Raw genomic sequence first — 21,776 nt, 5'->3', positions numbered from 1 at the left:
GGCCGGTGACGGTCAGCGATTCCTATGCGGGGATGGGGGTTCCGCGGTGGGTTTCGCTGAGCGTGGACGGGCGCGCGGACTGTCCGGAGCCCGGATCCTTGTGGAAGACACCGTTCTTCATGATGCCGATGATCTTGGACTGGTCCTGCAGGATGGTGATGTCCTCGAGCGGGTCACCGTCGATCAGGATCATGTCCGCGTAGAACCCGGCCTTGACCTGACCGAGGTCGTCAGCCATCCGCATGATCTGCCCGCCGAGGGCGGTGGCGGCGAGCAGGGTGTCCTTCGGGGAGAACTCGAGCAGTTCGACGAAGTGCTGCAGGTCGCGGGCGTAGGTGCCGTGCGGGGTCCACGCGAAGCCGTAGTCGCCGCCGGGCAGCACCCGGATGCCGCGTTCCTTCATCTTCTTCAGCGCCTCGATCGCGCAGTCGAGTTCGTGCTGGTATCCGGCAGCTTCGGCGGCTTCGGGGGGATACCCGAACGCTTCGGCGTCGTGCAGGGTGGCGACCAGCCAGTTCAGCCCGGGTGCGACGAAGATGCGGTCCTTCTGCTCTTCGAGCATGTCCAGACCTTCCTCGTCGGTGAAGGAGGCGTGGTAGATGATGTCGACGCCGTTGCGCAGCGACATCTTCACGCTCTCCCCGGACCTGGCGTGTGAGCACACCCGCAGTCCGCGACGGTGCGCCTCAGTGACCGCGGCGAGGGTTTCCTCGTCCGAGAAGTAGTTGTCCTCGGCGTGCTGGTTGCCGGTGATTTCCTCGCCGGACATGCTCAGCTTCACCAGGTCCGCACCCAGGTCGACGTTCCGCCGGACGGCCTTGCGCATCTCCTCGGGACCGTCGGCGAAGGCGGTGATGCCCTTGACCAGGGCGCCGCCGGTGACCGCGATTTCCTGACAGTTCGCCAGGTAGCGGGGGCCGGGGATCTGGCCGGCGTTGATGGCGTTGCGGATGACCACATCCAGTCGCGGCTTGGCGGCCGCGGCACCGACACACATGGTGTAGCCGGAGTCGATGTAGGTCTGCGCCGAGCGGGCACACAGCAGGGTGTGCTCTTCGACGCCCATCGTCCCGAGACCGGGCAGGTCGGCGGAGTTGACCCAGGAGAAGTGGGTGTGAGCATCACACAGACCCGACATCAGGAACTTGCCCTGGCCGTCGACGACCCTCGCGCCTTCGCGAGGCAGATCTCCGGTGCCCTTGCGGACCTCGGCAATGCGTTCGCCTTCGACCAGCACTTCACCCTCGTACGGGTCGGAACCGGTGGAGTCGAAGATCCGAACGTTGGTGAAGAGGATGGACTGATCGGGGGTGTTGGCTGACGTCATTGTCGCCACTCCTTTCGTGGGAGAAGCTCAGGGCTTGGTCAGGAATTCCTGGAGCCGGTTGGTGACAGCACTGGGATCTTCGAGGGAGTGCCAGTGGCCCACCCCGTCGAGCACGTGCTTCTGGGCGTTGGGGTAGATCGAGAGCAGTTCGTCGTTGACCGCGACCGGGCTGACCTTGTCCTCGTCGCCGGTGAGCAGCAGAATCGGGACGTCGATCGAGGAGAAGTCGGGTTCGACGGCGGCGGCGAGGGCCTCGCAGGCGCTTGCGTAGCCCTCGGGGTTCTGGCTGAGCAGCAGTTCGCGGACCAGGGCCACCGACGACGGGCGGGTGCTGTGCGTTTCCTGCGACAGCGCCGCTGCGACGATGGTGTCGGCGACGGCGGACATGCCGGCTTCGCGGACGGTGCGGGCGCGGGCGCGGGTGGCGGTCTTGGCTGCCTCCGGCTGCGCGCGGACCGCGCCGAGGAGCGCGACCTTGCTGACACGCTGCGGGTACTTGGCGGCGAACGTGTTCGCGACCAGGGTGCCCATCGAGTGCGCGACCAAAGCGGTCTGCTCGATCCCCTCCGCGTCGAGCAACTCGCGCAACTCCTCGACCCAGTTGTCGATGCTCGCGGGACCGGCGAACGGGGAGCGGCCGTGACCGGACAGGTCGTAGCGCAGCACGGTGTGGGTTTCGGCGAGCGTCGCGACCTGCGGCTCGTACACGGTGGTCGCACCGCCGAGGCCGTGGATCAGCACGACCGCGGGTCCGCTGCCGGTCTTCTCGACGAACAGCTCGCTGGTGCCGACCGGGGTGAGGTGGTCCACCGGGGCCGGAATGCCGATGCTGTTGCGCAGCTCGCCGAGGCCGGGTGCGGAGACGATCACCTCGTCGCCCTCGACCAGGTACTTCGGCGGGTCGAAGCCGATACCGACACCGACCGGGGTGCCGGTGGCGATCACGTCACCGGGTTCGAGGGTGATGCCGGCCGAGAGGGATTCGATGATGGTGGGCACGTCGAAGATGAGCTGGGCGGTGTTGGTGTCCTGCCGGAGCTCGCCGTTGACCCGGGTCTGCAGCTGCAGGTCGTTGATGTCGATCTCGTCCGCGGTGACGGCCCAGGGGCCGAGCGGGCAGAACGTGTCGAGGGACTTGCCGATGAACCACTGCTTGTGGTCGCGCTGCAGGTCGCGGGCGGTGACGTCGTTGATGAGGGTGTAGCCCCACACGTAGTCCATCGCGTCGTCGCGGCTGACCTTGGAGGCGCGCTTGCCGATGATGATGCCGATCTCGCCCTCGTAGTCCAGGGCCGAGGTGATGTCGGTGTGCGGGTCGACCGGGTCGCCGGAGGCGATGACCGTGGCGGCGGGCTTGGTGAAGACCACCGGGTACTGGGGCACGTGCTGGCCGTCCGCGGAGCCGGTCGCGTCGAACCCGCTCTTGGCGAACTCGGCGGCGTGCTCGGAGTAGTTCCGGCCGACGCAGAACACGTTGCGGTGCGGGGTGATGGGGGCGAGCAGCTTTCCGCCCTCGGCGGGGGTGCTGGTGCTCAGCCGGCCGAGTGCGGCCCGGCCGCCGGCGATGATCTCCTGCAGCTCGCGCACTGGGGCACCGGTGTCACCGAACTGCACGGGCAGTGCAGCTCCGTTCGCGTCCACAGCGCAGACGACCGCGCCGTTCTTACCTTGAATCCGCGCGAAGCGCATGAGACCTCCTGTAAAACCAATGTGAACCAAACCGGGTTGCGGTTCGTATTGGTTACGATAGGTAGAGAACGGTGTGATCGTCAACACTTGATTTTTCGCCGTGTTGGCGGAGAAGCTGTTGACCATGCCCCTATAATTGGTTCGAATTGGTTCGTCGAGAGGAGTTGTTGTGACCCTGGCTGTGGGACCTACAGCGGCTGCTCTGCGGCACATCGAAGCCGTCGTCGCCGAGCGGCAGTTGGGCCCGGGGGACAAGCTGCCGACCGAGCGGGAACTCGCCGCCGACGCCGGTGTCAGCCGTGCCGTGGTCCGGTCCGTCCTCGAGGACCTCGAACACCGGGGAACCGTGGTGCGTTACGTCGGCCGGGGCACGTTCCTCGCCCCGCGGGAATCCGTCGACCCGGAGACGGCGAACCATCCCAGCCCCAGCGAGATCATGAGCTCGCGGCTCATCCTCGAACCGGAACTGCTCCCACTCGCCGTGGCAGCAGCGACCCGTGACGACATCGAGGAAATGCGTCGCTGCCTGCGCGGCGGCGACGGCGCCCGATCCTCGGAAGAGTTCGAACGATGGGACACCGCGCTGCACCACAGCTTCGCGCTCGCCACCCACAACATCGTCCTGATCGGGGTCAGCCAGCTCCTCATCGACAGCCGTCAACAACCGATCTGGGGTGGGCTGAAGAAACGCACCTTCAACCCCGAACTGCATCGCGAATACTGCGGCGAGCACGAGGACATCGTCGACGCCATCGCCGACCGGGACCCGGACAGCGCCCGCACCGCGATGCGCGTGCATTTGCGGCACGTCCGCACGACCCTGCTGGGAGACAACGCCTAACCGCACCACACGGCGTCCAGGCAAGGTGTCATTTCTTGCCGTAGAGCGAAACCGTCGCATCCGAGAGTGTGGGGCCTATCCGAAATTCGGTGGATCTGATTCTGGTGCATCGGAGAGGCGTCGCCCGTGCGCGTGGGGTGGGGGATGTGGTCAGGGGTGGGGTGTGAGGTGGTTCCATGCGGTGCGGACGGTGTGGAGGGCGTCGGTGGCGGTGATGGTGAGTCGGGTTTGGCCGGCGAGTTGCGTGCGCCATTCGTTGTCGCTGGGCGGGCGGGTGAAGACGTAGGTGCCGGGGTTTTTCCCGGTCGGCCCGTGTTTGCGGAACAGTGCTGCGGTGTGGGGGTTGATGGCGCCGATGTTGGCCAGTGCCCACAGGTCCCAGAGGTCGCGGGCGGCGGCGCGGTCGCACCAGGTGGCGGTTTTGGAGGCGGCGAACGCGGGCAGGGTGGGCACGAGGAGCCGGGCGGGTGGGGCGTCGCTGTAGCGCTGGATGAGGGTGCGGGGTTCGGTGGGCTAGAGGGTGCGGTCGGTGGAGGCGAGGAGTTGGATTTCCACTGCGAGGCCACTGGTGGTGTGGAGGGTGGCGGCGTCCACGCTCGTGCCGGCGCTGAGCGGGGGCGCCCATTCGAGGCGACCGTAGGCGCGTTGCAATGCTCTCGGGAGCGCCGCGTCGAGGTCGGCGGCCAGGGAACTGCGCGGGGTCGAGGGCGATGAGGTCGATGTCCTCACTCAATCTTCCATTGGGGAGGTGTGTTCGGGCGAGGGCGGTGCCGCCGAACAGGTCGGTGACACGGTCGCGTTCGTCGAGGTTCACGAGGCTGCCTGCACCCAGGTTTCGGCGCGGGTGAGGGCTGCGGTCAGTCCCTGCTCGGCGGCGAGGGTGTTAAGGCGTTCGCGGTCGCTGCGCTGATAGAGCGAGGTGACGGCGGCGGGGATTTCGTTTTCGGCGTCGCCGAGGGCCGGCCAGCGTGCCAGGTCGAGGACGGTCTGTTCCGGGGTGGTCACCAGTGCCGGCCCGAGGGGGGTATTAAGGCGTTCGGCGTCGAGTTCGGGGGTGTCGCGGCGGAGGAACCGGATGGTGGCGGTCCTGTCGGTGAGGGTGATGGTCCGGTGCCGGCGGGGGACGGCGACGACCGCGGTGGCCAACGCACGAGGGATCGCGTGGTGGAGGCGGGCGGCGCTGATGCCCATCACGATCGCGTGATCGGGTCCGTAGATCGCGGCGGCGATTCCGGCGGCGGTGGCTTCGAGGTTCGGGATCCAGGGTCGCCCGGCCTGTTCCGGGGGGATCACGATGTAGTAGCCGGGGGCGGCGCGGTGCAGGACGCCGCGTGTGACCAGGCGGGCGAGTTCAGGGCGGGGGTGGGCGTAGACGTCGGTGGCGTCTTGGGGGCGGAAGGTGCGCAAGGGCCGGCGGGCCAAGGCGGCGGGTACGGCGGTGCTGTGCGCGGGTGCCACGACCCCACCTCCTCTGCGTGTGCGTTTCGTAGGGTTAAAGCCTACGAAACGTCCAGTACGAAAGCGAAGGGGAGGGCACTCAGTGGGCGGCGCGTGCTCGGAGATGCACCTCCCTTATCGCTGGCTCGTCGCGGCGATCATGTCGGTGATCTGCCCGCGCTGCTCGGCGGTCAGGTCGCGGACCCGGGCGTCGGCGGCGATGCCGGGCATGACCATGACTCCGGCCGGCCGGTCTGTTCGTTGGGTTCGGGTGTCGGCACTGGGGTTCCTCTCGGTCGGCCGGCGGCTTGCCGACCACGTCACCTACGACCACCACGCGGCCAAGGCGCCCGCACACGGTGTCACCCCGGTGGCAGTCGGGGAGTCGCCGTTGGTCGTGATCCGTGCGGACGTCGAAAGTGGTGCCCGTCGACGTTGACGGGCGGAACCAGCGTGCCTCCCGGAGCGTGTGAAATCCCTGGTCAACCAACTCCAGAATTTCTATAGTGGTGACTGTAGACATTGAGGGGACGCTGTTGTAGAGTTCCTCTCGTCGCAAGGAAAGAGTTCACGAGGTGCGGGAGAGAATGAACTGCCCGCAGAGAAGTACCGCAAGACCAGGATGTGCCGGGCAAGGGTTGATGTGAGTGTGTAAGGCCCCGGCACTTTCCGATCGGCGGCCGGGCAGCACTAAGGCCCGACAGCCGGAAGAAGTGCAGTGAATAAGGAAGTGAAACCCGCTCCGGCCCCCGGTGCCTCACGGCGCCGGGGGCCCTGTCCGTTGGAAAGGTGTCACCCCATTCCGGAAGATTCGCCCGACCGAAGCGCGGCCGGGAAGCTCGACGACGAGGACTACCCGGCCTACAGCATGGGTCACGCCGCCGAGATCCTCGGCGTGACACAGGCATTCCTGCGCAGCCTCGACGCCGCGAAGCTGCTCACCCCCGGACGATCAGACGGCGGCCACCGCCGCTACTCCCGTTACCAGCTGCGTCTCGCCGCCCGAGCCCGCGAACTGATCGACCAGGGCACCGCGCTCGATTCCGCGTGCCGCATCATCATCCTCGAAGACCAACTCGCCGAGGCCCGACGTATCAATGCTGAACTCCAGCACCCCCACCGCCCCAAGTCGGACGGGCCCGGCCCCGTAATCAGCTGAAACACCGTCTGATGAATCAGACAGATCGATAGACGATTCGTTGTCGCCGGTTGTCGATCCCTATCCAGAAATACCAAGTAGGTGGCGCAGGGGGCCTGGCAGGCCCATTGGTCGACCCTCGCGGCGAATTCATTGGGCGCGTAGCTTGATCGGCGCGGTGACGTCGCGGGGAGCATTGTCCGACTTGACGGCACGCGCAAACGTGAACTGGCCCTCGACCTGCACGCGATACAGGTCGAAGCCAAATCCGGACAGGACATCTCGGAGTCGCGCCTCATCCGAACCGATGCTGGAGGTCGGCTCACAGAGCCACAGATGCCCCTCGACCGGGAGAATCCGGTGCGTTTCGCGGACGTAGTCGGCGTGGTTCTTGCCCATCAGTGCCAACGACAGGATCGCGATGTCGGCGGATGCGTCGTCGAGCGGGACGGCAGCGATATCGCAGACAGTCACACGGTGGTCGAACGCGACATGGTCAAACCAGAATCGTGTGACCGCTGCTCACCCGGTCGGCGAGCAACATCTCACCGCACCCGAGGCTGCCCGAGCCGCGCATATGTGCGGTGAGCGCGTCCTCGACGAGAAGATCGCATGCTATGGGGTCACCGGGGCGGTCGAACAGCGCAGCGATCGGGAGGTCACCCGAGAGCAGATCATCGGTCCGCTTCCCGCGCATTGCATCCAAGCTGATGACCCGTGGGTCGGGGTCGGGGGATCGACATGGTTCTCCTGCCTGTCGTAGGTGACGGCGGTCTCTCGGTTGCGTTCTCCGGCGCTCGGACCGGCGGTGAGGTCATACCTAGTTCACCACGCAAGACGGGGCTGGCTGGCGTGGACCTGACCGGTGCTGCGGCGGGTCGTTGAGGTTGAACTTCGCCGGTGGGGCGCCACGAGGATGCGCGGCGAAGCCGGATACGGTCGGCAGTGGAGGCGCACGAGACGCGGGGACTGTTTCCCGCCGTCCCACGCAGCGGTTATGCCGTTGAGACCGGTTCGGAGAATTCTCGGCGGAGGTGATGGTCGTCCTCGCCGGGTGTGTCCGAGCTGCCGGTCAGCTCGTCGAGGAGGATGTATCCCCCGTAGCCGAGGCCGGCGACGGCCAGGATAGCGGCGTACAGCCGGTCGAGCATCAGTTTCTCCGTATCGTCTGCGGAAACCCCCGAGCCGGCCAAGTATGCCCCCGGACCCGCCGGTCCGGGTACTACCCAACCGGACGGTTCGAAGACTGTCCTTGACAGACCTCAAGCTAAGGAAACCTTGCAATTGGGGTGTGACTCTGGTCTCATTGTGGGATGTCCACCTCTGTCGGCGGCCCAGCGTCTGTCTCTCTCGTCAGCCGAGACGTCGAAGAGGCGCGTCACGTGGGTGGGCGACTGTTCTACCCGCACTCCGTGGAAGTTCTCGGTGATCAGCAGAGCTTCGGCATACACCTCGATGCCGCCGAGTTGGGCCCCGTCACGATGGGCTGGCTGTCTTACGACACCGAGGTCGAGATCGAAACCGGCAAACTCCAGGACTGGTACCAGGTCAATGTGCCGGTGAGCGGCCGGTTGAAGACGAGTTCGGGCGCCGACCGGATCATCGCGACCCCGTCGTGCGCCGCCGTGTACCGCGCGGACCGCGGATCGGTGCTCCAGGGCTGGGGACAGGAGACCCGGCGGATCCTGGGAATGAAGATCGAACGCCGCGCCGTCGAGGAGCAACTCGCGCTGCTCCTCGGACGCCCGATCCGCAATCCGATCGCCTTCGACCTCGCGTTGGACATCACCACCGGACACGGGCAGCAGTGGTGGTCCGTGATGCGGGCCCTGTCGGTGCAACTGCGTGACACCGACGCCCTCTTCCGCCACCCGCTACTGCTGGCGCCGCTGACGCAGAGCGTGATCGTGTCGCTGCTCCTGGCATCGCGGCACGACTACAGCGAGCAGTTGGCGGCAACCGTCGCCCCCGCCTGCCCGGCTGCCGTCGAGCACGCCAAGCAGTACATCGAGGCGCACGCGGACGAGCCGTTGACCGCCCTCGAGATCGCCGGCGCGGTCGGGGTGAGTCTGCGGGCGCTGCAGCACGGCTTCCAGACGTCGTTGCAGACCACCCCGATGCGCTATCTACGGGACCTCCGGCTGCGGAAGGTCCGTGGCGACCTGCTGACGGCCGATCCCGAGACGGCAGGCGTCGCCGAGATCGCGTACCGGTGGGGTTTCAACCACCTGGGTCGCTTCGCCGGGCAGTACCGCGAGATGTTCGGTGAAAGCCCCTCTGCGGCACTGCGTTCGACAACTTCTCGATGATCAGAACCGGAGAACCGGTTTGATCGAGGCACCGCTGGTCATGTCCGCGACGGCGGTGTTGATGTCGTCGAAACCGTAGTGGGTGATGAGGCGGTCGATCGGCAGCCGGCCCGACTTCACGAGGTCGACGAGAACGGGGATGAGCGTCTGGGTTTCGCTGTCGCCCAGCGTCAGACCCACGAGGGTGCGGCCCGGGATCATGGCGTTGACGTCGACCGGCACCTCGGTGCCGAATGCCGGTGCGCCGACGATGACGGCGGTGCCGCGAGGTGCGAGCGCGTCGATCGCGGTCCGCAGCACCCCGACGTTGCCGGTGGTCTCGACCGCGCCGTCGACGCCGCCGGGAACGATCTTCGCCAGTTCCTCGGCGGTGTCGACCTCGGCGGCGTTGATCACCTGGGTCGCGCCGAGTTCGCAGGCGAGATCGAGCCGCGCCGGAACCCGGTCGACGACGATCACCTTCGACGCCGGGGTCAGAGCCGCGGCCATCACCGCCGACAACCCGACGGCGCCCGCCCCCGTGACGAGCACGGTCTGCCCCGGGCGGGGCTTCAGCACGTTCCACACCGCCCCGACACCGGTCTGCACACCGCACCCCAGCGGCGCCAGTACGTCCAGTGGGGCGTCCGGGTCGACCTTGACCGCACTGCGCGCGTCGACGACGGCATGGTGCGCGAAGGAGGACTGCCCGAAGAAGTGCCCACCGATCGCCTCGCCGCCGCGACTGACGGGGCTGGTGCCGTCGGCGCGCCCGCCCCCGATCAGGTTGAGCGGCAACCACGTTGCGCAGTAGGCCGGATGCCCGTCGCGGCAGTTCCCGCACGAGCCGCACGAGCTGAACGACAGGAGGACGTGATCACCGACGTCGACCGTCGTCACGCCGGCGCCGACCTTCTCGACGATCCCGGCTCCCTCGTGCCCGAGCACGCCGGGCAGCGGGAACGGCAACGCGCCCGAGGCGACGCCGAGGTCGGTGTGGCACAGGCCCGCGGCGACGAGACGAACGAGGATCTCGTCGGGGCGTGGCTCGTCGAGGTCGACGGTGGACACGGTGAACTTCGCTCCGCCGGTTTCGACGACGGCGGCAGTGGTGCTGGTGGTCATGGATGCTCCTGAAAGGTGGGTGCGCTCTAGGCGAGGGAGATGACGACGGACTTGACCTTGGAATACGACTCGAGGGCCTCCGGGCCGTATTCGCGGCCGAATCCGGAGTTCTTCACGCCGCCGAACGGGACCGCCGGGTCGAGCATCGCCCAGTCGTTGACCCACACGATGCCGGCCTGCAACCGGGCTGCGACCCGATGGGCCCGTGCGACGTTCGACGTCTGCAGCCCCGAGGCGAGTCCGTATTCGGTGCTGTTGGCCAGCGCGATCGCCTCGTCCTCGGTGTCGAACGGTTGCACGGTGAGCACCGGCCCGAAGATTTCCTCCTGCACGACGCGGGAGGTGTTGGGCAGGTCGGCGATCACGGTCGGCTTGTAGTAGTAGCCGCCGCCCAGGTCGAGTCGTTCGCCGCCGGCGACGATGCGGCCACCGTCGGCGCGGGCGATCTGCACGTACTCTTCGACCTTCCGCACGTGCTTGTCCCCGGCCATCGGTCCGACGACGGTGGCCGGGTCGAACGGGTCACCAACCGGCACACCGGGAACGGCCTGACCGAGGATCCCGAGCACCGTCTCGTAGAGCGGGCGGGCGACCAGCAGTCGCGGCCCGCCCATGCAGAACTGTCCGGTGTTGAACACGAAGCCCTTGATGATCGCGCCGATCGCCTTGTCCACGTCGGCGTCCTCGAAGACGATGTGCGCGGCGTTGCCGCCGAGTTCCATGGTGACGGGTGTGAGGTTCTCTCCGGCGACGCTCGCGGCGTGCCGGCCGACCGCCGTCGATCCGGTGAACGCGATCTTGTCGATCCCCCTGTGCTGCAACAGGGCCTCGCCCACGGTCGATCCCTTCCCTGTGACGACGTTGACCACACCCGCGGGAACCCCTGCCTCGGTGAGGATCTCCGCCATCAGCAGGGCGCTCAGCGGAGTGTCCTCGGCTGGCTTGTGGACCACGGTGTTCCCGGCCGCCAGGGCGGGTGCGATCTTCGACGTACTGAGGATCAGCGGGAAGTTGAACGGGGTGATGGCGCCGACGACCCCGAGCGGTTCGCGGCGAGTGTAGGCGTGGGCGTCGAGTGGAGTCTCCCGGTTCGAGCCGCCCGCGGTCTGCGCGAGCGCGGCGCAGTACTCGTACTGCTCGGCGGTGGTCACCACGTCGACCGGTCGGCACAGGGAGACGGGTTTGCCGACGTCGACGCTCTCGACGGCGACGATCTCGTCGGCCCGTTCGCGGACGAGCGCAGCGACGCGGAGCAGGATCCGGGCCCGTTCGCGGCCCGGCAATCCCGACCAGCGGCCGTCGTCGAACGCGGCACGTGCGGCGCGTACGGCGGAGTCGAGATCGTCCGCGTCCGCCTCGGCGACGGTGGTGACGGGCTTCCCGGTGGAGGGGTCGACGATCTCGAATCGTTCCCCGGCACCGGCCTCGCGCCACTGCCCGTCGATGAACAGCTGGCGTGGCCCGATCTGCGGGCGGGTGATGACGGCGGTGTCGTCGGTGACTGTCATGTCGCTGCCTTCGCTTCGTGTGAGCTGCCGACCGTATTCGGCAGGGTTCCTTGTGTTCGTTGTTGCGGTCGAACCCGGCTCGGGCGACCTAAGATGGTCAGGAAACCTGAGGTCCGAGTTCGCGGGCCTCGAGCTCGAGGCGCGGGGAGAAGTGGGCGATGACGGCGGATCTTCCGGACGAGATCGATGAGACACCGCTCGACGGGGAGTACGCGCACGACTCCTCGCCGACCCTGCTGTACGCGATCAAGCAGGTCGAACTGGCGATCCGATCCCACATGGATGCCCTGCTGCGGCCGATGGGTATCACCGCGCTGCAGTACACGGCGCTGACCGTCCTGCGCCGGCGCGACGGGTTGTCGTCCGCCGAACTGGCACGAAACTCCTTCGTCACCGCGCAGACGATGGGCGAGATGCTCTCCGCGCTGGAGCGCCGCGGACTGGTGACCAGGCGCGTCGACCCCGCCAATCGTCGCCGCATGCTCACCAGCCTCACCCCGGAGGCCCTGGATCTTCTCGCCGAGTACGACACGAGCATCTGCGGGTTGGAGGAACAGATGCTCGCCGACATGAGTGTTCGTCAGCGCGAGGCGTTCCGCGGATACCTCGGCCGCTGCCGGACCGCCCTGGCCGAGACGCCCGCGCACTGAGGCGCGTGGCGTGTCAGAGGTTCTGGCCACGGAACCGCTGCGGCCACACACCGGACTTGCCGGGCGCGATGATGCCGTTGGGGTCGAGGGCGTCCTTGATCTTCTCGTGGAACTTCAGCAGCGCACCGTCGCCCCAGTCGAACGTCGCCATCACGTCGTCCATCAGGGCGTTGTGGGTGCGGTATTCGCCGTAACCGGCTTCGGCGGCCTCGCGGACGAGGACCTTCGTCATCTGCAGGATTTCCTCACGAGCATCGGGGATCGCCGTGTCGTAGATGAACAGGCACACGTGGTGCATCTCGCGGAGCCCGATGATGAATTGCGCCGCGTAGTCCTTGGCGTATTCGTCGGCGCGAGCGCGCACCATCTCGAACTGCTTCATCGCCTCGCGCCCGTCCGGCGCCGACACCGGGGAGAATCCGATGTGCCCGCCGTTGGGTACCCAGTCCAGGAGCTGCAGTTCGTCCAGGCTGGGGATGCCGTTGTTGATCTTGTGCCTGTCCTGCAACACGTGTCCACCGCGGTCGTCGCGTTCCTCGTGTGTGAAGAAGCGGGCGCCGGGAATCTTCCCGAACGCCTCCTTGATCATCCCGTAGTACATCTCGATCAGCGGCGGAGGTCCGTACAGGGTGCCGTAGAAGTTCCAAAAGCCGAGATCGAGATCCTTCTTCATCCTCTCGATCGCCTCGGCCGGCATCGGCCCGTCCCCGTCGAACCACTCGGTGCGCTTCGACACCGCCGCCGCGTCCATGAAGATATTGCGTAGCACCGGAACATTCTGCAGCGGAGCCATATTGATGCGCAGCGGCAGCATGATGTCGACGATCTGCTCCAGATCCTCCTCCTTGTCGAAGGTGATCAGGAACGACTGCGACGCGGGCGGCCGCTGCATCAGGGCGATCCCCATCTTGGTGACGATCCCGAGATTCGACTGGGTGAACATGCCGTCCGGGAAGGGGCCGAACCCGTAGGGGAACAACTGCCACGCGTCGCTGCCGGGCAGTGCGCCCATGCCGGTGCGCATCACATCGCCCTGCGGCAGAACCACTTCCAGTCCCGTCTGCCACATGAAGTGATCGCCGTACGGGGTGTACCCGACGCCGCGGTCCAAGGTGTTTCCCACCACGCTGCCCCATCCCAGGTCGGGGCAGTCGAGCATCAGTCCGGAATCATGGCTCTGGAGGTATTCGTACAGGTCGAAGTAGGTGACCCCGGGTTCGAGCAGTGCGTAACCGTACTTCTCGTTGACCTCGAGGATTCGGTTCATCCGCTCGCCGGTCTTGACGATCACCGAACCCGACAGCCTCGGGGCGGCGCCGCCGTAACCGTTGTTCTTCCCGGTCGAGACCGGGGAGAGGGGGATGCCGTACTCGTTGGCGATCCGGACGATGTCCTGGACCTGCTCGGTCGACTCCGGTGAGACGACGGCCGACGGCATGTTGGCCTCGGCGGCGCCGACCGGGTACGGGTCGCGGAACGCTTCGAGTTCGTCTGCGGTCGACAGGACCCACTTGTCACCCACGACGTCGCGGAAGCGCTGGAGCGCCGCGCCGAATCGCTCGTCGGAAACGCCAGGGGGAAGGGTTCGCGTCATTCTTGACTGCTCCTCGTTCGGCGGCCGCCTCGATGCGGCCGGGTCGTACGCAAGACCTGCGACAGCTGTTCGCTGAATATCAGGTTTCCTTGCTTACAAGTGTGAGGGGCGTCACTGCGCTGGGCAATCCGCTACACGCCGAGAGGTGGGACGCGGACTTCGCCGTATCCGTGCTGGTCAGGGGGATGCTCGGGCGACGGCCTATCCGGTTTGCGCAAAACGGCGGCGGTGACCGGGCCACCCGTCACGGGATCCCGGCCACCGCCGCTTGCGTCTGCGTCGTTCAGGGTTTGAGCTGGATCTTCACCGCACCGTCCTGCTTCTTCTGGAAGATCTCGTAGGCGTGGGGTGCCTGTTCGAGGGGGAGTTCGTGGGTGGCGAAGGTGTCGACGCCGAGTGGGTCGTCGTCGCCGAGGAGCGGCATGATGTCGTCCACCCACTTCTTGATGTTGGCCTGGCCCATGCGCAGCTGAATCTGCTTGTCGAACAACGTGAGCATGGGAATCGGGTCGGCCATGCCGCCGTAGACGCCGATGATGGAAATGGTTCCCCCGCGGCGGACGATGTCGATCGCCGAATACAGCGCGCCGAGTCGGTCGACACCGGCCTTCTGCATGAGCGGCGCCGCCACCGCATCGGGCAGGTACCCGACGATCTGCTGGGCGAGCTTGCCGATCGGTGAACCGTGCGCCTCCATGCCGACCGCGTCGATCACCGAGTCGGTGCCGCGACCGTCGGTCGCGTCGCGGATGACGTCGGCGAGATCGCCGCCGTGCTCGTCCAGGTCCAGGGTTTCGATGCCCCGGGCCTTGGCGCGAGCAAGGCGTTCGGGGACGTTGTCGACCGCGATGACCCGTGCACCCTTGTGGTGGGCGATGCGCGCCGCCATGTCTCCGATCGGTCCGAGGCCGAGCACGGTGACCGACCCGCCCTCGGGGATCGCGGCGTACTCGACCGACTGCCACGCCGTCGGCAGCACATCGGACAGGTAGACGAATCGGGAATCCGGTGGGCCCTCGGGGACTTTCACGTGGGTGAACTGGGCTTGGGGGACGCGCAGGTACTCGGCTTGTCCTCCCGGCACCTCGCCGTAGAGCTTGGAGAAACCGAACAACGCCGCTCCCATGCCCTGCTCGCGGACCTGCGTCGTCTCGCACTGGGTGTACAGCTGCAAGTTGCACATGAAGCAGTCGCCGCACGAGATCTGGAACGGGATCACGACGCGGTCGCCGACCTTCAGGTCGCCCGCCGCCGAGCCGACCTCCTCGACGATCCCCATCGGTTCGTGGCCGAGGATGTCCCCTTCTCCCATGAACGGGCCGAGAGTTTCGTACAGGTGCAGATCGGAACCGCAGATGTTCGTTGTCGTGACCTTGATGATGGCGTCGGTCGGGTGTTCGATCTTCGGATCGGCGACGGTGTCGACGCTGACCTTTCGTTTGCCTTGCCACGTGACTGCTCGCACTGGGAACCACACCTCTCGTCGGTCGATGTCCGTAGTCGGGTGCCCGACGGGAGATGGAGGTAAACCGTGCTCGAGGGGGTGTGCCTACTTGACGGCGATGACGTCGACGGGACCAATATCGGGGTCGGTGGCGAGCAGTTCGGGGCCGACCTCGCCCAGTGCCTGGGGGATGGCTCCGGTCAGGTGCGCCTGCCGGCCCAGTAGTCCTCGGTCGATCGTCATGATGTCTCCTCGATAGGGTTCCGACGTGGTCTACCCATGACGTTAGGAGTGCCGAGCCGCAAGCGGAATGGGTGTCATCCGGCGCGGGCCGCGACGAGGGCGGCGAGCCCGTCGAAGATGCGGGCCAGGCCGAATTCCAGCGCGTCGTCCTGCCCGGAGGTGGCACTGGCCGACGTGAACGCGGCCGTCACCTGGGGGTAGCGGTCGGCGTGGTCGGCGACGATTCCCGTCATGATCGCGTTCAGGGACTTCTCGGGTGTGTCGGTTTCGGCGCCGGGTGCCGTCGTCTGCTGAGCGAGGCTGCGCACGTGACCGGTGATCAGGGCCACCGCGTCCAGGCGTTCCCCGCCGGTGAGTCCCGTGTCGCGCAGGGCGTCGAGGCCGGATTCGAGCCAGTCCAGTTCGTTCGGGCCCATCACTCGCGGACCGACCGCGACGTCCACCACCCACGGATGCCGCCGCAGGCCCGCCCACATCCGGAGAGCCCACTCGTGGAGCACAGCGCGCCAGCCGCCGTCGATCTCGGACAGGTCGGGCGCGGGTCCGAGAGCGGCATCGAGCATGAGGGCGGTCAACTCTGCCTTGCCGGGGGTATAGCGGTAGAGGGACATTTTGGTGAACCCGAGGTCCTCCGCGAGGCGTTGCATCGACAGTGTGGCGAGGCCCTCGGCATCCGCCATCGAGATCGCGGTGGCGACGATCTGCTCGAGGCTCAGCGCAGGTTTCGGTCCCCGCTTCGGTCTCTCCGGCGATCCCCACAGCAGCTCGGCGGTACGGGGCTGGGTGACCATCTGCGCTCCTCCGGACGACTCTTGATCCGGAATAGTGTCTACCATACACTGATTTGTGTCCGTCAGACACAATTACTCCGCGGAGGCTCCCATGCCGAACAGAACCGTCCTGATCTCGGGTGCAAGCATCGCCGGTCCGGCACTGGCGTTCTGGCTCAGCCGCTGCGGATACACCGTCACCATCGTCGAGCGGGCACCCGACCTTCGGCTCGGCGGCCAGGCCGTCGACTTCAAGGGGGAGGTTCACCGAAAAGTGTTGGAGAGGATGGGAATCCTCGACGACGTGCGCCGCAGGCAGACCGGGAAAACCGACCTCCTGATCGTCGACGAACGCGACAGGCACCTGGCGACCATCCCCGGGGAATTCGTCGGCGGCGACATCGAGATCGCGCGGGGCGACCTCACCGAGATCCTCTACCGGCGCACCGCGGATTCGTGCGAGTACCTCTTCGGCGATTCCGTCACCGCACTGGTCGACACGGACTCGGGTGTCGAGGTCACGTTCGAGAAGTCGGACGCACGCCGGTTCGACCTGGTGTTCGGCGCCGACGGCATCCACTCGGCCGTCCGCCGCCACCGGTTCGGGCCGGAGGACGAGTTCGTCCGATACCTCGGCTACTACTACGCCGTCGTCGGGACCACCGGCTCGGCGAGTGACGCCTCGCCGGACCGGGAACGCGGGACGGGACTGATGTACAACGAGCCGGGACGGATGGCCGTCGTCGGCGGACCGAAGGCTCCGGAATTGTTCGTCTTCGCCTCCGATCGGATCGAGTACGACCGCGCCGACGTCGCCCAGCAGAAACGAATGCTGACCGCCGCGTATGCCGATGCGGGGTGGCGCGTGCCCCGGCTACTCGCGCACCTGGACGACGCGCCCGACTTCTACCTCGACTCGATCGCGAGGGTCGAGGCCGATACCTACACCGCCGGCCGCGTGGCCCTGGTCGGTGATGCCGCGTACGGAAATGCGCTGGGCGGCTTCGGGACCGGCCTCGCCCTCGTGGGTGCGTACGTCCTGGCGGGTGAGCTCGCCGCCGCCGACGGCGACCACCGCGTGGGGTTCGGACGCTACAACGAAAAGATGCTCGGGTACGCGAAGATCGCCCGCAAGGGAAGTGCCGGGCCGTTTCTCGCGCCGAAATCGGCTACTCGAATCAGGCTGCGCAACTGGACGTTCAAGTCCACGTTCCTGTTCGGCCTGATGATGAAGCTGACCGACTCCTTCGCTACCGACATCGATCTGCAGGACTACCCGGCGCTGCGATCAGCCCGGTGTGCCGGCGATGTTGACCATCCATGAAATGCCGAACTTGTCGGTACAGGCGCCGAATTCGTCTCCCCACATCTGCTTCTCCAGGGGCACGGACACAGATCCGCCGTCGGCGAGTTTGGCCCAGTAGCCGCGGAGTTCGTCGCCGTCGTCTCCGCTCAGGCTCACCGCGATGTTGGTTCCCGGGTTGTGCTCCATACCGGGCGGGGTGTCTGCACCCATGAGCGTGTAGCCGGTGTCCGACTCGAGCATGGCGTGCATGATCTTGTCGGCGCCTTCGCCTTCCGGCGCACCGTATTCACCGAACGTGTTCAACGCAAGGGTGCCTCCGAAGACGTCCTTGTAGAACTCCATTGCCTGCCGCGCGTTGCCGTCGAAGCTGATGTAGGGGTTGAGCCGAGAGGTCATGGGACATGCTCCTTCTTCGTGCCGGAACCGACAGCAACGACGGTACAACGACCGGCCGACACGATGTGGGGAACGGACGGCCGAGGCGGATCAGTGGGTGGAGACCGTCGCGAACGCCGCCCACAGCACTGGTGAGTGCTCGATCGTCCGCTCGTCCCGCCAGGCGGCCACCCGCTCGCGTTGCCAGTCGCAGAGCGCGCCGACCGCGTCGGGCAGTTCGTGCGCGGCGTCGATCGAGCAGATGGCGTCCTGCAGCGGACGCGCGTGTGCTGCGGTGCCGGCGATGCGCTGGAACGCGAGGTCCGTGGGCAGGGCCCAGCGGCTGGCCGTGACGAGTTCCGCCCCGCCGGCGATCATCGCGGAGACCAGCCCGAGCGCCTCGCTGAACCGCAGGTCACCACCGCTCTCGCAGGCGATCAGCGCCACCCTGCTCGGGATCGGCCACAACTCCGCGCCGCGGATCGGCTCGGCCGTGAGCGTGTGCGTGCCCAGCAGGAGGTCCTTCGCGGACAACGGCCGGTGAGCACGGGTCGGCTCCGCGAACCCGACGGAGTCCGCGGCGCAGGCGAGGTGTAGCTCGGCGTGCTCGCTCTGACCGGATTCGGGTGCCGCCGCGGTGACGTGACCGACATACATCAGCCGGCCCGCACCCTCACGCAACGCTGCGCCGAGCCACTCCCGGTCCACGTCTTCACGGCGGAAGCAGTCCGTCGGTCCGTCCACCTCGGGGAGCAGCCGGCCCTCGCCGGCATAGGTCGCGACCCGCTGCGACAGCGGACTGTCCGCGGCCATCCGCCCCAGGACCGAGCCGAGTTCCGAATCTGCACGGAAGCCCGGCACCCGCGGGTCGAGCACCGCGACGACGGGGAGTTGCCGGGTGTGCGTCCACGTTCGAACCGGCCGGCCGGGCGAGTGGACGATGCTGAGCGGAGCCAGCAGGCTGACATCCGCGATGTCGACGAGACGCAGCCCAGCGTCGGGTGCGATCAGTTCCCACGGCACCTGCGCGACGCGGGGCGACGGTTGGATCCGGAGGTGGGGCCGCACACCGCGGGTGAGCAGCTCGTGAAGTTGCTGCGCAAGGCCGAATGGAAGAAATGTGCGTGAAAGGAGCTGAGCCAGATCATGCTCCGACTCGTAGGCGGAGAAGCCGCCCGCCGTCAGCGCGTGGTGCAGCCCCTGCGGATCCGTGAGGTCGGGCAGAGCCCGGGCCAGCGCGGCGAGGGCTGCATCCACCTGCGCGGCGGGTGCGACGCCGACACCGCCGGGGTGCGAGTCGTGGGTCCACCGCCACGACGTGTACAGATCCCCGGCGTCGGCCATCCGGACGATCGCGGTCGGTGGGTGACACGGAGGAGTCGGCACCGTCCCAGCATTCCCTACCCACCCAGGTTGTGGCGCGAGTACCGGCACCCGGGTCGATCAGAAAGCCGAAAGCCGTGCCTGACGTGCAGGCACGGCTCGTCGACCTCGGCCGAACTACGCGACCGTTGCGGCGGTGGACTCCTCGGCGGGTACGCCCGTCCGGATGAGCCGATCGAATGCGCTCAGCGCTGCCGTTGCTCCGGCACCGGCGGCGATCACGATCTGCTTGTACGGCACGGTGGTGCAGTCGCCGGCAGCGAACACGCCGGGCACCGACGTCTGGCCGCGGTCGTCGATCGCGATCTCGCCGCGGTCGGACAACTCGACCGACCCGGCCAGCCACTCGGTGTTGGGCAGGAGGCCGATCTGGACGAAGACACCCTCGATGTCGAGCGTGTGCGAGGTGTCGGTCGTGCGGTCCTGGTAGGTCAGGCCGGTGACCTTGTTGCCGTCCCCGAGGACCTCCGTCGTGAGCGTGCTCAGGAGGATGTCGGCGTTCGGGAGGCTGCGCAGCTTGCGCTGCAGCACCTCGTCGGCGCGGAGCACCGAGTCGAACTCGACGAGCGTGACGTGCTCGACGAGTCCCGCGAGATCGATTGCGGCCTCGACGCCGGAGTTACCGCCACCGATCACGGCGACACGCTTGCCCTTGAACAGCGGTCCGTCGCAGTGCGGGCAGTAGGTCACACCCTTGTTCCGGTACGCGTCCTCGCCGGGCACGTTCATCGAACGCCACCGCGCACCCGTCGACAGGATCACGGTGCGCGCGAGAAGAGAAGCACCGCTTTCCAGTTCGATCTCGACGAGACCGTTCTCGGTGGCGGCAGGCACGAGCTTCGCGGCACTCTGAGTGTTCATGATGTCGACGCCGTACTGACGGACGTGATTCTCGAGCGCCGACCCGAACTGGGGTCCCTCGGTGTAGGGGACGGAGATGAAGTTCTCGATCGCCATGGTGTCGAGCACCTGACCGCCGAAGCGCTCGGCGGCGATACCGGTGCGAATTCCCTTGCGCGCGGCGTACACCGCGGCCGCGGCGCCGGACGGACCGCCTCCGACGACGAGCACGTCGAAGGGATCCTTCTGCGCGATCGCGGCGGCGGCGCGGTCGGCGGCGCCGACGTCGAGCTTGCCGACGATTTCCTCCAGGCTCATCCGGCCGGAGCCGAAGAGCTCGCCGTTGAGGAAGACCGTCGGGACAGCCATGATCTGGCGGCCGTCGACCTCGTCCTGGAACAGGGCGCCGTCGATCGCGACGTGTCTGATGCGCGGATTGAGCACGCACATCAGATTCAGGGCCTGCACCACGTCGGGGCAGTTCTGGCAGGACAGCGAGAAGTAGGTCTCGAAGTGGAAGTCGCCGTCGAGGTCGCGGACCTGCTCGAGCAGTTCGGGTGCCTCCTTCGACGGGTGGCCGCCGACCTGGAGCAAAGCGAGTGCGAGCGAGGTGAACTCGTGGCCGAGCGGGATGCCCGCGAAGCGGACCTCGATGTCGGTTCCGCTGCGGCGGACCGCGAACGACGGGCGTCGCGTGTCGTCGTCGCGGCGTTCGTAGGTGATCTTCTCCGACATCGCCGCGATCTGGGTGAGCAGTTCGGCGAGTTCGACCGACTTGGGTCCGTCGTCGAGTGAGGACACGAGCTCGATCGGCAGGGTCAGCTTTTCGAGCAGGGACTTCAGTTGGCCGGCAAGCGAGGCTTCGAGCATGAGGATCTACTCCATCGGTCGGGAGGACAAGGGGATCGGAAACCGGAAAATTCTGGTTCAGGTGGTCCGGAAGGTGTTGGTGCGACACCGATTGCCCCCACGGGAGCTGAGCACCGGGAACCGCCCGCACGGGCTCAGGGAACCTGAGCCCGTGCCTGCGGTACGACTGGCTGCGTCAGATCTTGCCGACGAGATCCAGCGACGGGGCGAGGGTCTCTTCGCCCTCTTCCCACTTGGCCGGGCAGACCTCGCCCGGGTGCGACCGGACGTACTGAGCGGCCTTGACCTTGCGAACGAGCTCGGCGGCGTTGCGCCCGATGCCTTCTGCGGTGACCTCGGTGAACTGGATGACTCCGTCGGGGTCGACGAGGAAGGTGCCGCGGTCGGCCAATCCCTCGTTCTCGCGGAGGACCTCGAAGTTCCTGCTGATCTCCTGGGTCGGGTCACCGATCATGGCGTACTTGATCTTGCCGATGGTGTCGGACGATCCGTGCCACGCCTTGTGCGTGAAGTGCGTGTCGGTGGACACCGAGAAGACCTCGACGCCGAGGCGCTGCAGTTCCTCGTGATGGTCGGCGAGGTCGCCGAGTTCCGTCGGGCAGACGAAGGTGAAGTCGGCCGGGTAGAAGTAGAAGACCGCCCACTTGTCCTTGATGTCGTCCGCGGACACGGTGATGAACGCGCCGTCCTTGAAAGCGTTCGCGGCGAAGGGCTTGATCTGCGTGTTGATCAGGGCCATTGAAACCTCTATTCGGGGAGACGGGGAATCCAACAGCGACGAGGCTATCCAGCAGATTGGAATAGGTCCAATCTATGAGACCTATTCCATAGATTGGGTGGGGCTATCAATGGTCGCAGAATCGGCAGCGTCGCAGGTCAGTGCCGCACTCCATCCACACCACCCGAGGTGGTCGCCGGACGTGCGGTGTGACGACCATGACACCTGGG

23 protein-coding genes and 1 pseudogene are annotated in these 21,776 nt (G+C 66.9%); 7 read left to right on the top strand and 17 right to left on the bottom strand.

What is annotated here, in order from left to right; genetic code table 11:
• Positions 1–22: 22 nt before the first annotated feature.
• Both QM841_RS19135 and QM841_RS19130 read right to left on the bottom strand, forming a co-directional pair.
• Positions 23–1,327 (bottom strand): metal-dependent hydrolase family protein, encoded by a 1,305-nt coding sequence (locus QM841_RS19135; protein WP_283333128.1) that lies wholly within the window; start codon positions 1,325–1,327, stop codon positions 23–25.
• Positions 1,328–1,354: 27 nt separating this feature from the next.
• Positions 1,355–3,016, bottom strand: a complete 1,662-nt coding sequence (locus QM841_RS19130) for a bifunctional fumarylacetoacetate hydrolase/alpha/beta hydrolase family protein (RefSeq protein ID WP_283333127.1) — start codon at positions 3,014–3,016, stop codon at positions 1,355–1,357.
• A gap of 169 nt (positions 3,017–3,185) precedes the next feature.
• Here QM841_RS19130 and QM841_RS19125 point away from each other — a divergent pair, with 169 nt between their 5' ends.
• Complete coding sequence (locus QM841_RS19125; protein ID WP_283333126.1) at positions 3,186–3,857, top strand: FadR/GntR family transcriptional regulator; 672 nt, start codon at positions 3,186–3,188, stop codon at positions 3,855–3,857.
• Between the two features lie 150 nt (positions 3,858–4,007).
• Here QM841_RS19125 and QM841_RS19120 read toward each other — a convergent pair whose 3' ends face one another.
• The 3 genes from QM841_RS19120 to QM841_RS19110 all read right to left on the bottom strand — a co-directional run bounded on the left by QM841_RS19120 (position 4,008) and on the right by QM841_RS19110 (position 5,315).
• Complete coding sequence (locus tag QM841_RS19120; protein WP_283333125.1) at positions 4,008–4,310, bottom strand: nucleotidyl transferase AbiEii/AbiGii toxin family protein; 303 nt, start codon at positions 4,308–4,310, stop codon at positions 4,008–4,010.
• 60 nt (positions 4,311–4,370) lie between these two features.
• On the bottom strand, positions 4,371–4,586 hold the full coding sequence (locus QM841_RS19115) for a hypothetical protein (RefSeq protein ID WP_283333124.1): 216 nt from the start codon (positions 4,584–4,586) through the stop codon (positions 4,371–4,373).
• A gap of 81 nt (positions 4,587–4,667) precedes the next feature.
• Positions 4,668–5,315 (bottom strand): type IV toxin-antitoxin system AbiEi family antitoxin domain-containing protein, encoded by a 648-nt coding sequence (locus tag QM841_RS19110; RefSeq protein ID WP_283333123.1) that lies wholly within the window; start codon positions 5,313–5,315, stop codon positions 4,668–4,670.
• 208 nt (positions 5,316–5,523) lie between these two features.
• Here QM841_RS19110 and QM841_RS19105 point away from each other — a divergent pair, with 208 nt between their 5' ends.
• A complete protein-coding gene (locus tag QM841_RS19105; RefSeq protein WP_283333122.1) occupies positions 5,524–5,733 on the top strand; it encodes a hypothetical protein in 210 nt (69 codons plus the stop codon).
• Between the two features lie 279 nt (positions 5,734–6,012).
• Positions 6,013–6,453 carry a MerR family transcriptional regulator gene (locus QM841_RS19100; RefSeq protein ID WP_348539592.1) on the top strand — a complete coding sequence of 147 codons (441 nt, stop codon included), beginning with the start codon at positions 6,013–6,015 and terminating at the stop codon, positions 6,451–6,453.
• 129 nt (positions 6,454–6,582) lie between these two features.
• On the opposite strand, the pseudogene QM841_RS19095 reads toward QM841_RS19100, so the two are convergent.
• A pseudogene (locus QM841_RS19095) lies at positions 6,583–6,921 on the bottom strand (class I SAM-dependent methyltransferase); the annotation flags it as partial.
• Positions 6,922–6,943: 22 nt separating this feature from the next.
• On the opposite strand from QM841_RS19095, the gene QM841_RS19090 reads away from it, so the two are divergent.
• Complete coding sequence (locus QM841_RS19090) at positions 6,944–7,195, top strand: hypothetical protein (RefSeq protein ID WP_280779536.1); 252 nt, start codon at positions 6,944–6,946, stop codon at positions 7,193–7,195.
• A 232-nt stretch (positions 7,196–7,427) separates the two neighbouring features.
• Here the strand turns inward: QM841_RS19090 and QM841_RS19085 are convergent, their stop codons facing one another.
• Entirely contained in the window at positions 7,428–7,583 is a 156-nt protein-coding gene (locus tag QM841_RS19085) for a hypothetical protein (protein ID WP_283333120.1), read from the bottom strand.
• A gap of 162 nt (positions 7,584–7,745) precedes the next feature.
• On the opposite strand from QM841_RS19085, the gene QM841_RS19080 reads away from it, so the two are divergent.
• Positions 7,746–8,741 (top strand): AraC family transcriptional regulator, encoded by a 996-nt coding sequence (locus tag QM841_RS19080; RefSeq protein WP_283333119.1) that lies wholly within the window; start codon positions 7,746–7,748, stop codon positions 8,739–8,741.
• Here QM841_RS19080 and QM841_RS19075 read toward each other — a convergent pair whose 3' ends face one another.
• Both QM841_RS19075 and QM841_RS19070 read right to left on the bottom strand, forming a co-directional pair.
• The gene (locus QM841_RS19075; RefSeq protein WP_283333118.1) at positions 8,742–9,845 is read right to left on the bottom strand and encodes an NAD(P)-dependent alcohol dehydrogenase; all 1,104 of its coding nucleotides are present in this window, start codon (positions 9,843–9,845) and stop codon (positions 8,742–8,744) included.
• Between the two features lie 26 nt (positions 9,846–9,871).
• Positions 9,872–11,353, bottom strand: a complete 1,482-nt coding sequence (locus QM841_RS19070) for an aldehyde dehydrogenase family protein (protein ID WP_283333117.1) — start codon at positions 11,351–11,353, stop codon at positions 9,872–9,874.
• A 158-nt stretch (positions 11,354–11,511) separates the two neighbouring features.
• Here QM841_RS19070 and QM841_RS19065 point away from each other — a divergent pair, with 158 nt between their 5' ends.
• Positions 11,512–12,003, top strand: coding sequence for a MarR family winged helix-turn-helix transcriptional regulator (locus QM841_RS19065; protein WP_283333116.1), 492 nt, complete (start codon positions 11,512–11,514; stop codon positions 12,001–12,003).
• Between the two features lie 13 nt (positions 12,004–12,016).
• On the opposite strand, the gene QM841_RS19060 is transcribed toward QM841_RS19065, so the two are convergent.
• From QM841_RS19060 to QM841_RS19045, 4 genes are all read right to left on the bottom strand, one after another.
• Positions 12,017–13,597 (bottom strand): FAD-binding oxidoreductase, encoded by a 1,581-nt coding sequence (locus tag QM841_RS19060; protein WP_283333115.1) that lies wholly within the window; start codon positions 13,595–13,597, stop codon positions 12,017–12,019.
• A 283-nt stretch (positions 13,598–13,880) separates the two neighbouring features.
• On the bottom strand, positions 13,881–15,062 hold the full coding sequence (locus QM841_RS19055) for a zinc-dependent alcohol dehydrogenase (RefSeq protein WP_283333114.1): 1,182 nt from the start codon (positions 15,060–15,062) through the stop codon (positions 13,881–13,883).
• An 84-nt stretch (positions 15,063–15,146) separates the two neighbouring features.
• Positions 15,147–15,284 (bottom strand): hypothetical protein, encoded by a 138-nt coding sequence (locus QM841_RS19050; RefSeq protein WP_283333113.1) that lies wholly within the window; start codon positions 15,282–15,284, stop codon positions 15,147–15,149.
• Positions 15,285–15,358: 74 nt separating this feature from the next.
• A complete protein-coding gene (locus QM841_RS19045) occupies positions 15,359–16,075 on the bottom strand; it encodes a TetR/AcrR family transcriptional regulator (protein ID WP_283333112.1) in 717 nt (238 codons plus the stop codon).
• A 91-nt stretch (positions 16,076–16,166) separates the two neighbouring features.
• Between QM841_RS19045 and QM841_RS19040 the strand changes: the two genes are divergently transcribed.
• The gene (locus QM841_RS19040) at positions 16,167–17,378 is read left to right on the top strand and encodes an FAD-dependent monooxygenase (protein ID WP_283333111.1); all 1,212 of its coding nucleotides are present in this window, start codon (positions 16,167–16,169) and stop codon (positions 17,376–17,378) included.
• Here the strand turns inward: QM841_RS19040 and QM841_RS19035 are convergent.
• The 4 genes from QM841_RS19035 to ahpC all read right to left on the bottom strand — a co-directional run bounded on the left by QM841_RS19035 (position 17,343) and on the right by ahpC (position 21,567).
• Positions 17,343–17,756, bottom strand: coding sequence for a VOC family protein (locus QM841_RS19035; RefSeq protein WP_073360863.1), 414 nt, complete (start codon positions 17,754–17,756; stop codon positions 17,343–17,345). The two genes, QM841_RS19040 and QM841_RS19035, sit on opposite strands and share 36 nt — an antisense overlap.
• 90 nt (positions 17,757–17,846) lie before the next feature.
• Complete coding sequence (locus QM841_RS19030; protein WP_283333110.1) at positions 17,847–19,121, bottom strand: CHAT domain-containing protein; 1,275 nt, start codon at positions 19,119–19,121, stop codon at positions 17,847–17,849.
• 114 nt (positions 19,122–19,235) lie between these two features.
• The gene (ahpF, locus tag QM841_RS19025) at positions 19,236–20,828 is read right to left on the bottom strand and encodes an alkyl hydroperoxide reductase subunit F (RefSeq protein ID WP_283333109.1); all 1,593 of its coding nucleotides are present in this window, start codon (positions 20,826–20,828) and stop codon (positions 19,236–19,238) included.
• A gap of 175 nt (positions 20,829–21,003) precedes the next feature.
• Entirely contained in the window at positions 21,004–21,567 is a 564-nt protein-coding gene (ahpC, locus tag QM841_RS19020; RefSeq protein WP_105420263.1) for an alkyl hydroperoxide reductase subunit C, read from the bottom strand.
• Between the last annotated feature and the right edge of the window lie 209 nt (positions 21,568–21,776).

It is taken from the genome of Rhodococcus sp. IEGM 1307 (assembly GCF_030056915.1).
Classification (GTDB): domain Bacteria; phylum Actinomycetota; class Actinomycetes; order Mycobacteriales; family Mycobacteriaceae; genus Rhodococcus_F; species Rhodococcus_F opacus_D.
This window is presented reverse-complemented; position numbering and strand designations above follow the sequence as displayed.

Excerpts from the sequence above, each read along its gene's own strand:
- QM841_RS19075 (WP_283333118.1), bottom strand. The coding sequence starts at position 9,845 with ATGACCACCAGCACCACTGCCGCCGTCGTCGAAACCGGCGGAGCGAAG.
- QM841_RS19065 (WP_283333116.1), top strand. The coding sequence starts at position 11,512 with ATGACGGCGGATCTTCCGGACGAGATCGATGAGACACCGCTCGACGGG.
- QM841_RS19040 (WP_283333111.1), top strand. The coding sequence starts at position 16,167 with ATGCCGAACAGAACCGTCCTGATCTCGGGTGCAAGCATCGCCGGTCCG.
- QM841_RS19035 (WP_073360863.1), bottom strand. The coding sequence starts at position 17,756 with ATGACCTCTCGGCTCAACCCCTACATCAGCTTCGACGGCAACGCGCGG.
- ahpC (WP_105420263.1), bottom strand. The coding sequence starts at position 21,567 with ATGGCCCTGATCAACACGCAGATCAAGCCCTTCGCCGCGAACGCTTTC.
- QM841_RS19070 (WP_283333117.1), bottom strand. The coding sequence starts at position 11,353 with ATGACAGTCACCGACGACACCGCCGTCATCACCCGCCCGCAGATCGGG.
- QM841_RS19105 (WP_283333122.1), top strand. The coding sequence starts at position 5,524 with ATGACCATGACTCCGGCCGGCCGGTCTGTTCGTTGGGTTCGGGTGTCG.
- QM841_RS19135 (WP_283333128.1), bottom strand. The coding sequence starts at position 1,327 with ATGACGTCAGCCAACACCCCCGATCAGTCCATCCTCTTCACCAACGTT.
- QM841_RS19060 (WP_283333115.1), bottom strand. The coding sequence starts at position 13,597 with ATGACGCGAACCCTTCCCCCTGGCGTTTCCGACGAGCGATTCGGCGCG.
- QM841_RS19085 (WP_283333120.1), bottom strand. The coding sequence starts at position 7,583 with ATGCTCGACCGGCTGTACGCCGCTATCCTGGCCGTCGCCGGCCTCGGC.
- QM841_RS19130 (WP_283333127.1), bottom strand. The coding sequence starts at position 3,016 with ATGCGCTTCGCGCGGATTCAAGGTAAGAACGGCGCGGTCGTCTGCGCT.
- QM841_RS19045 (WP_283333112.1), bottom strand. The coding sequence starts at position 16,075 with ATGGTCACCCAGCCCCGTACCGCCGAGCTGCTGTGGGGATCGCCGGAG.
- QM841_RS19080 (WP_283333119.1), top strand. The coding sequence starts at position 7,746 with ATGTCCACCTCTGTCGGCGGCCCAGCGTCTGTCTCTCTCGTCAGCCGA.
- QM841_RS19050 (WP_283333113.1), bottom strand. The coding sequence starts at position 15,284 with ATGACGATCGACCGAGGACTACTGGGCCGGCAGGCGCACCTGACCGGA.
- ahpF (WP_283333109.1), bottom strand. The coding sequence starts at position 20,828 with ATGCTCGAAGCCTCGCTTGCCGGCCAACTGAAGTCCCTGCTCGAAAAG.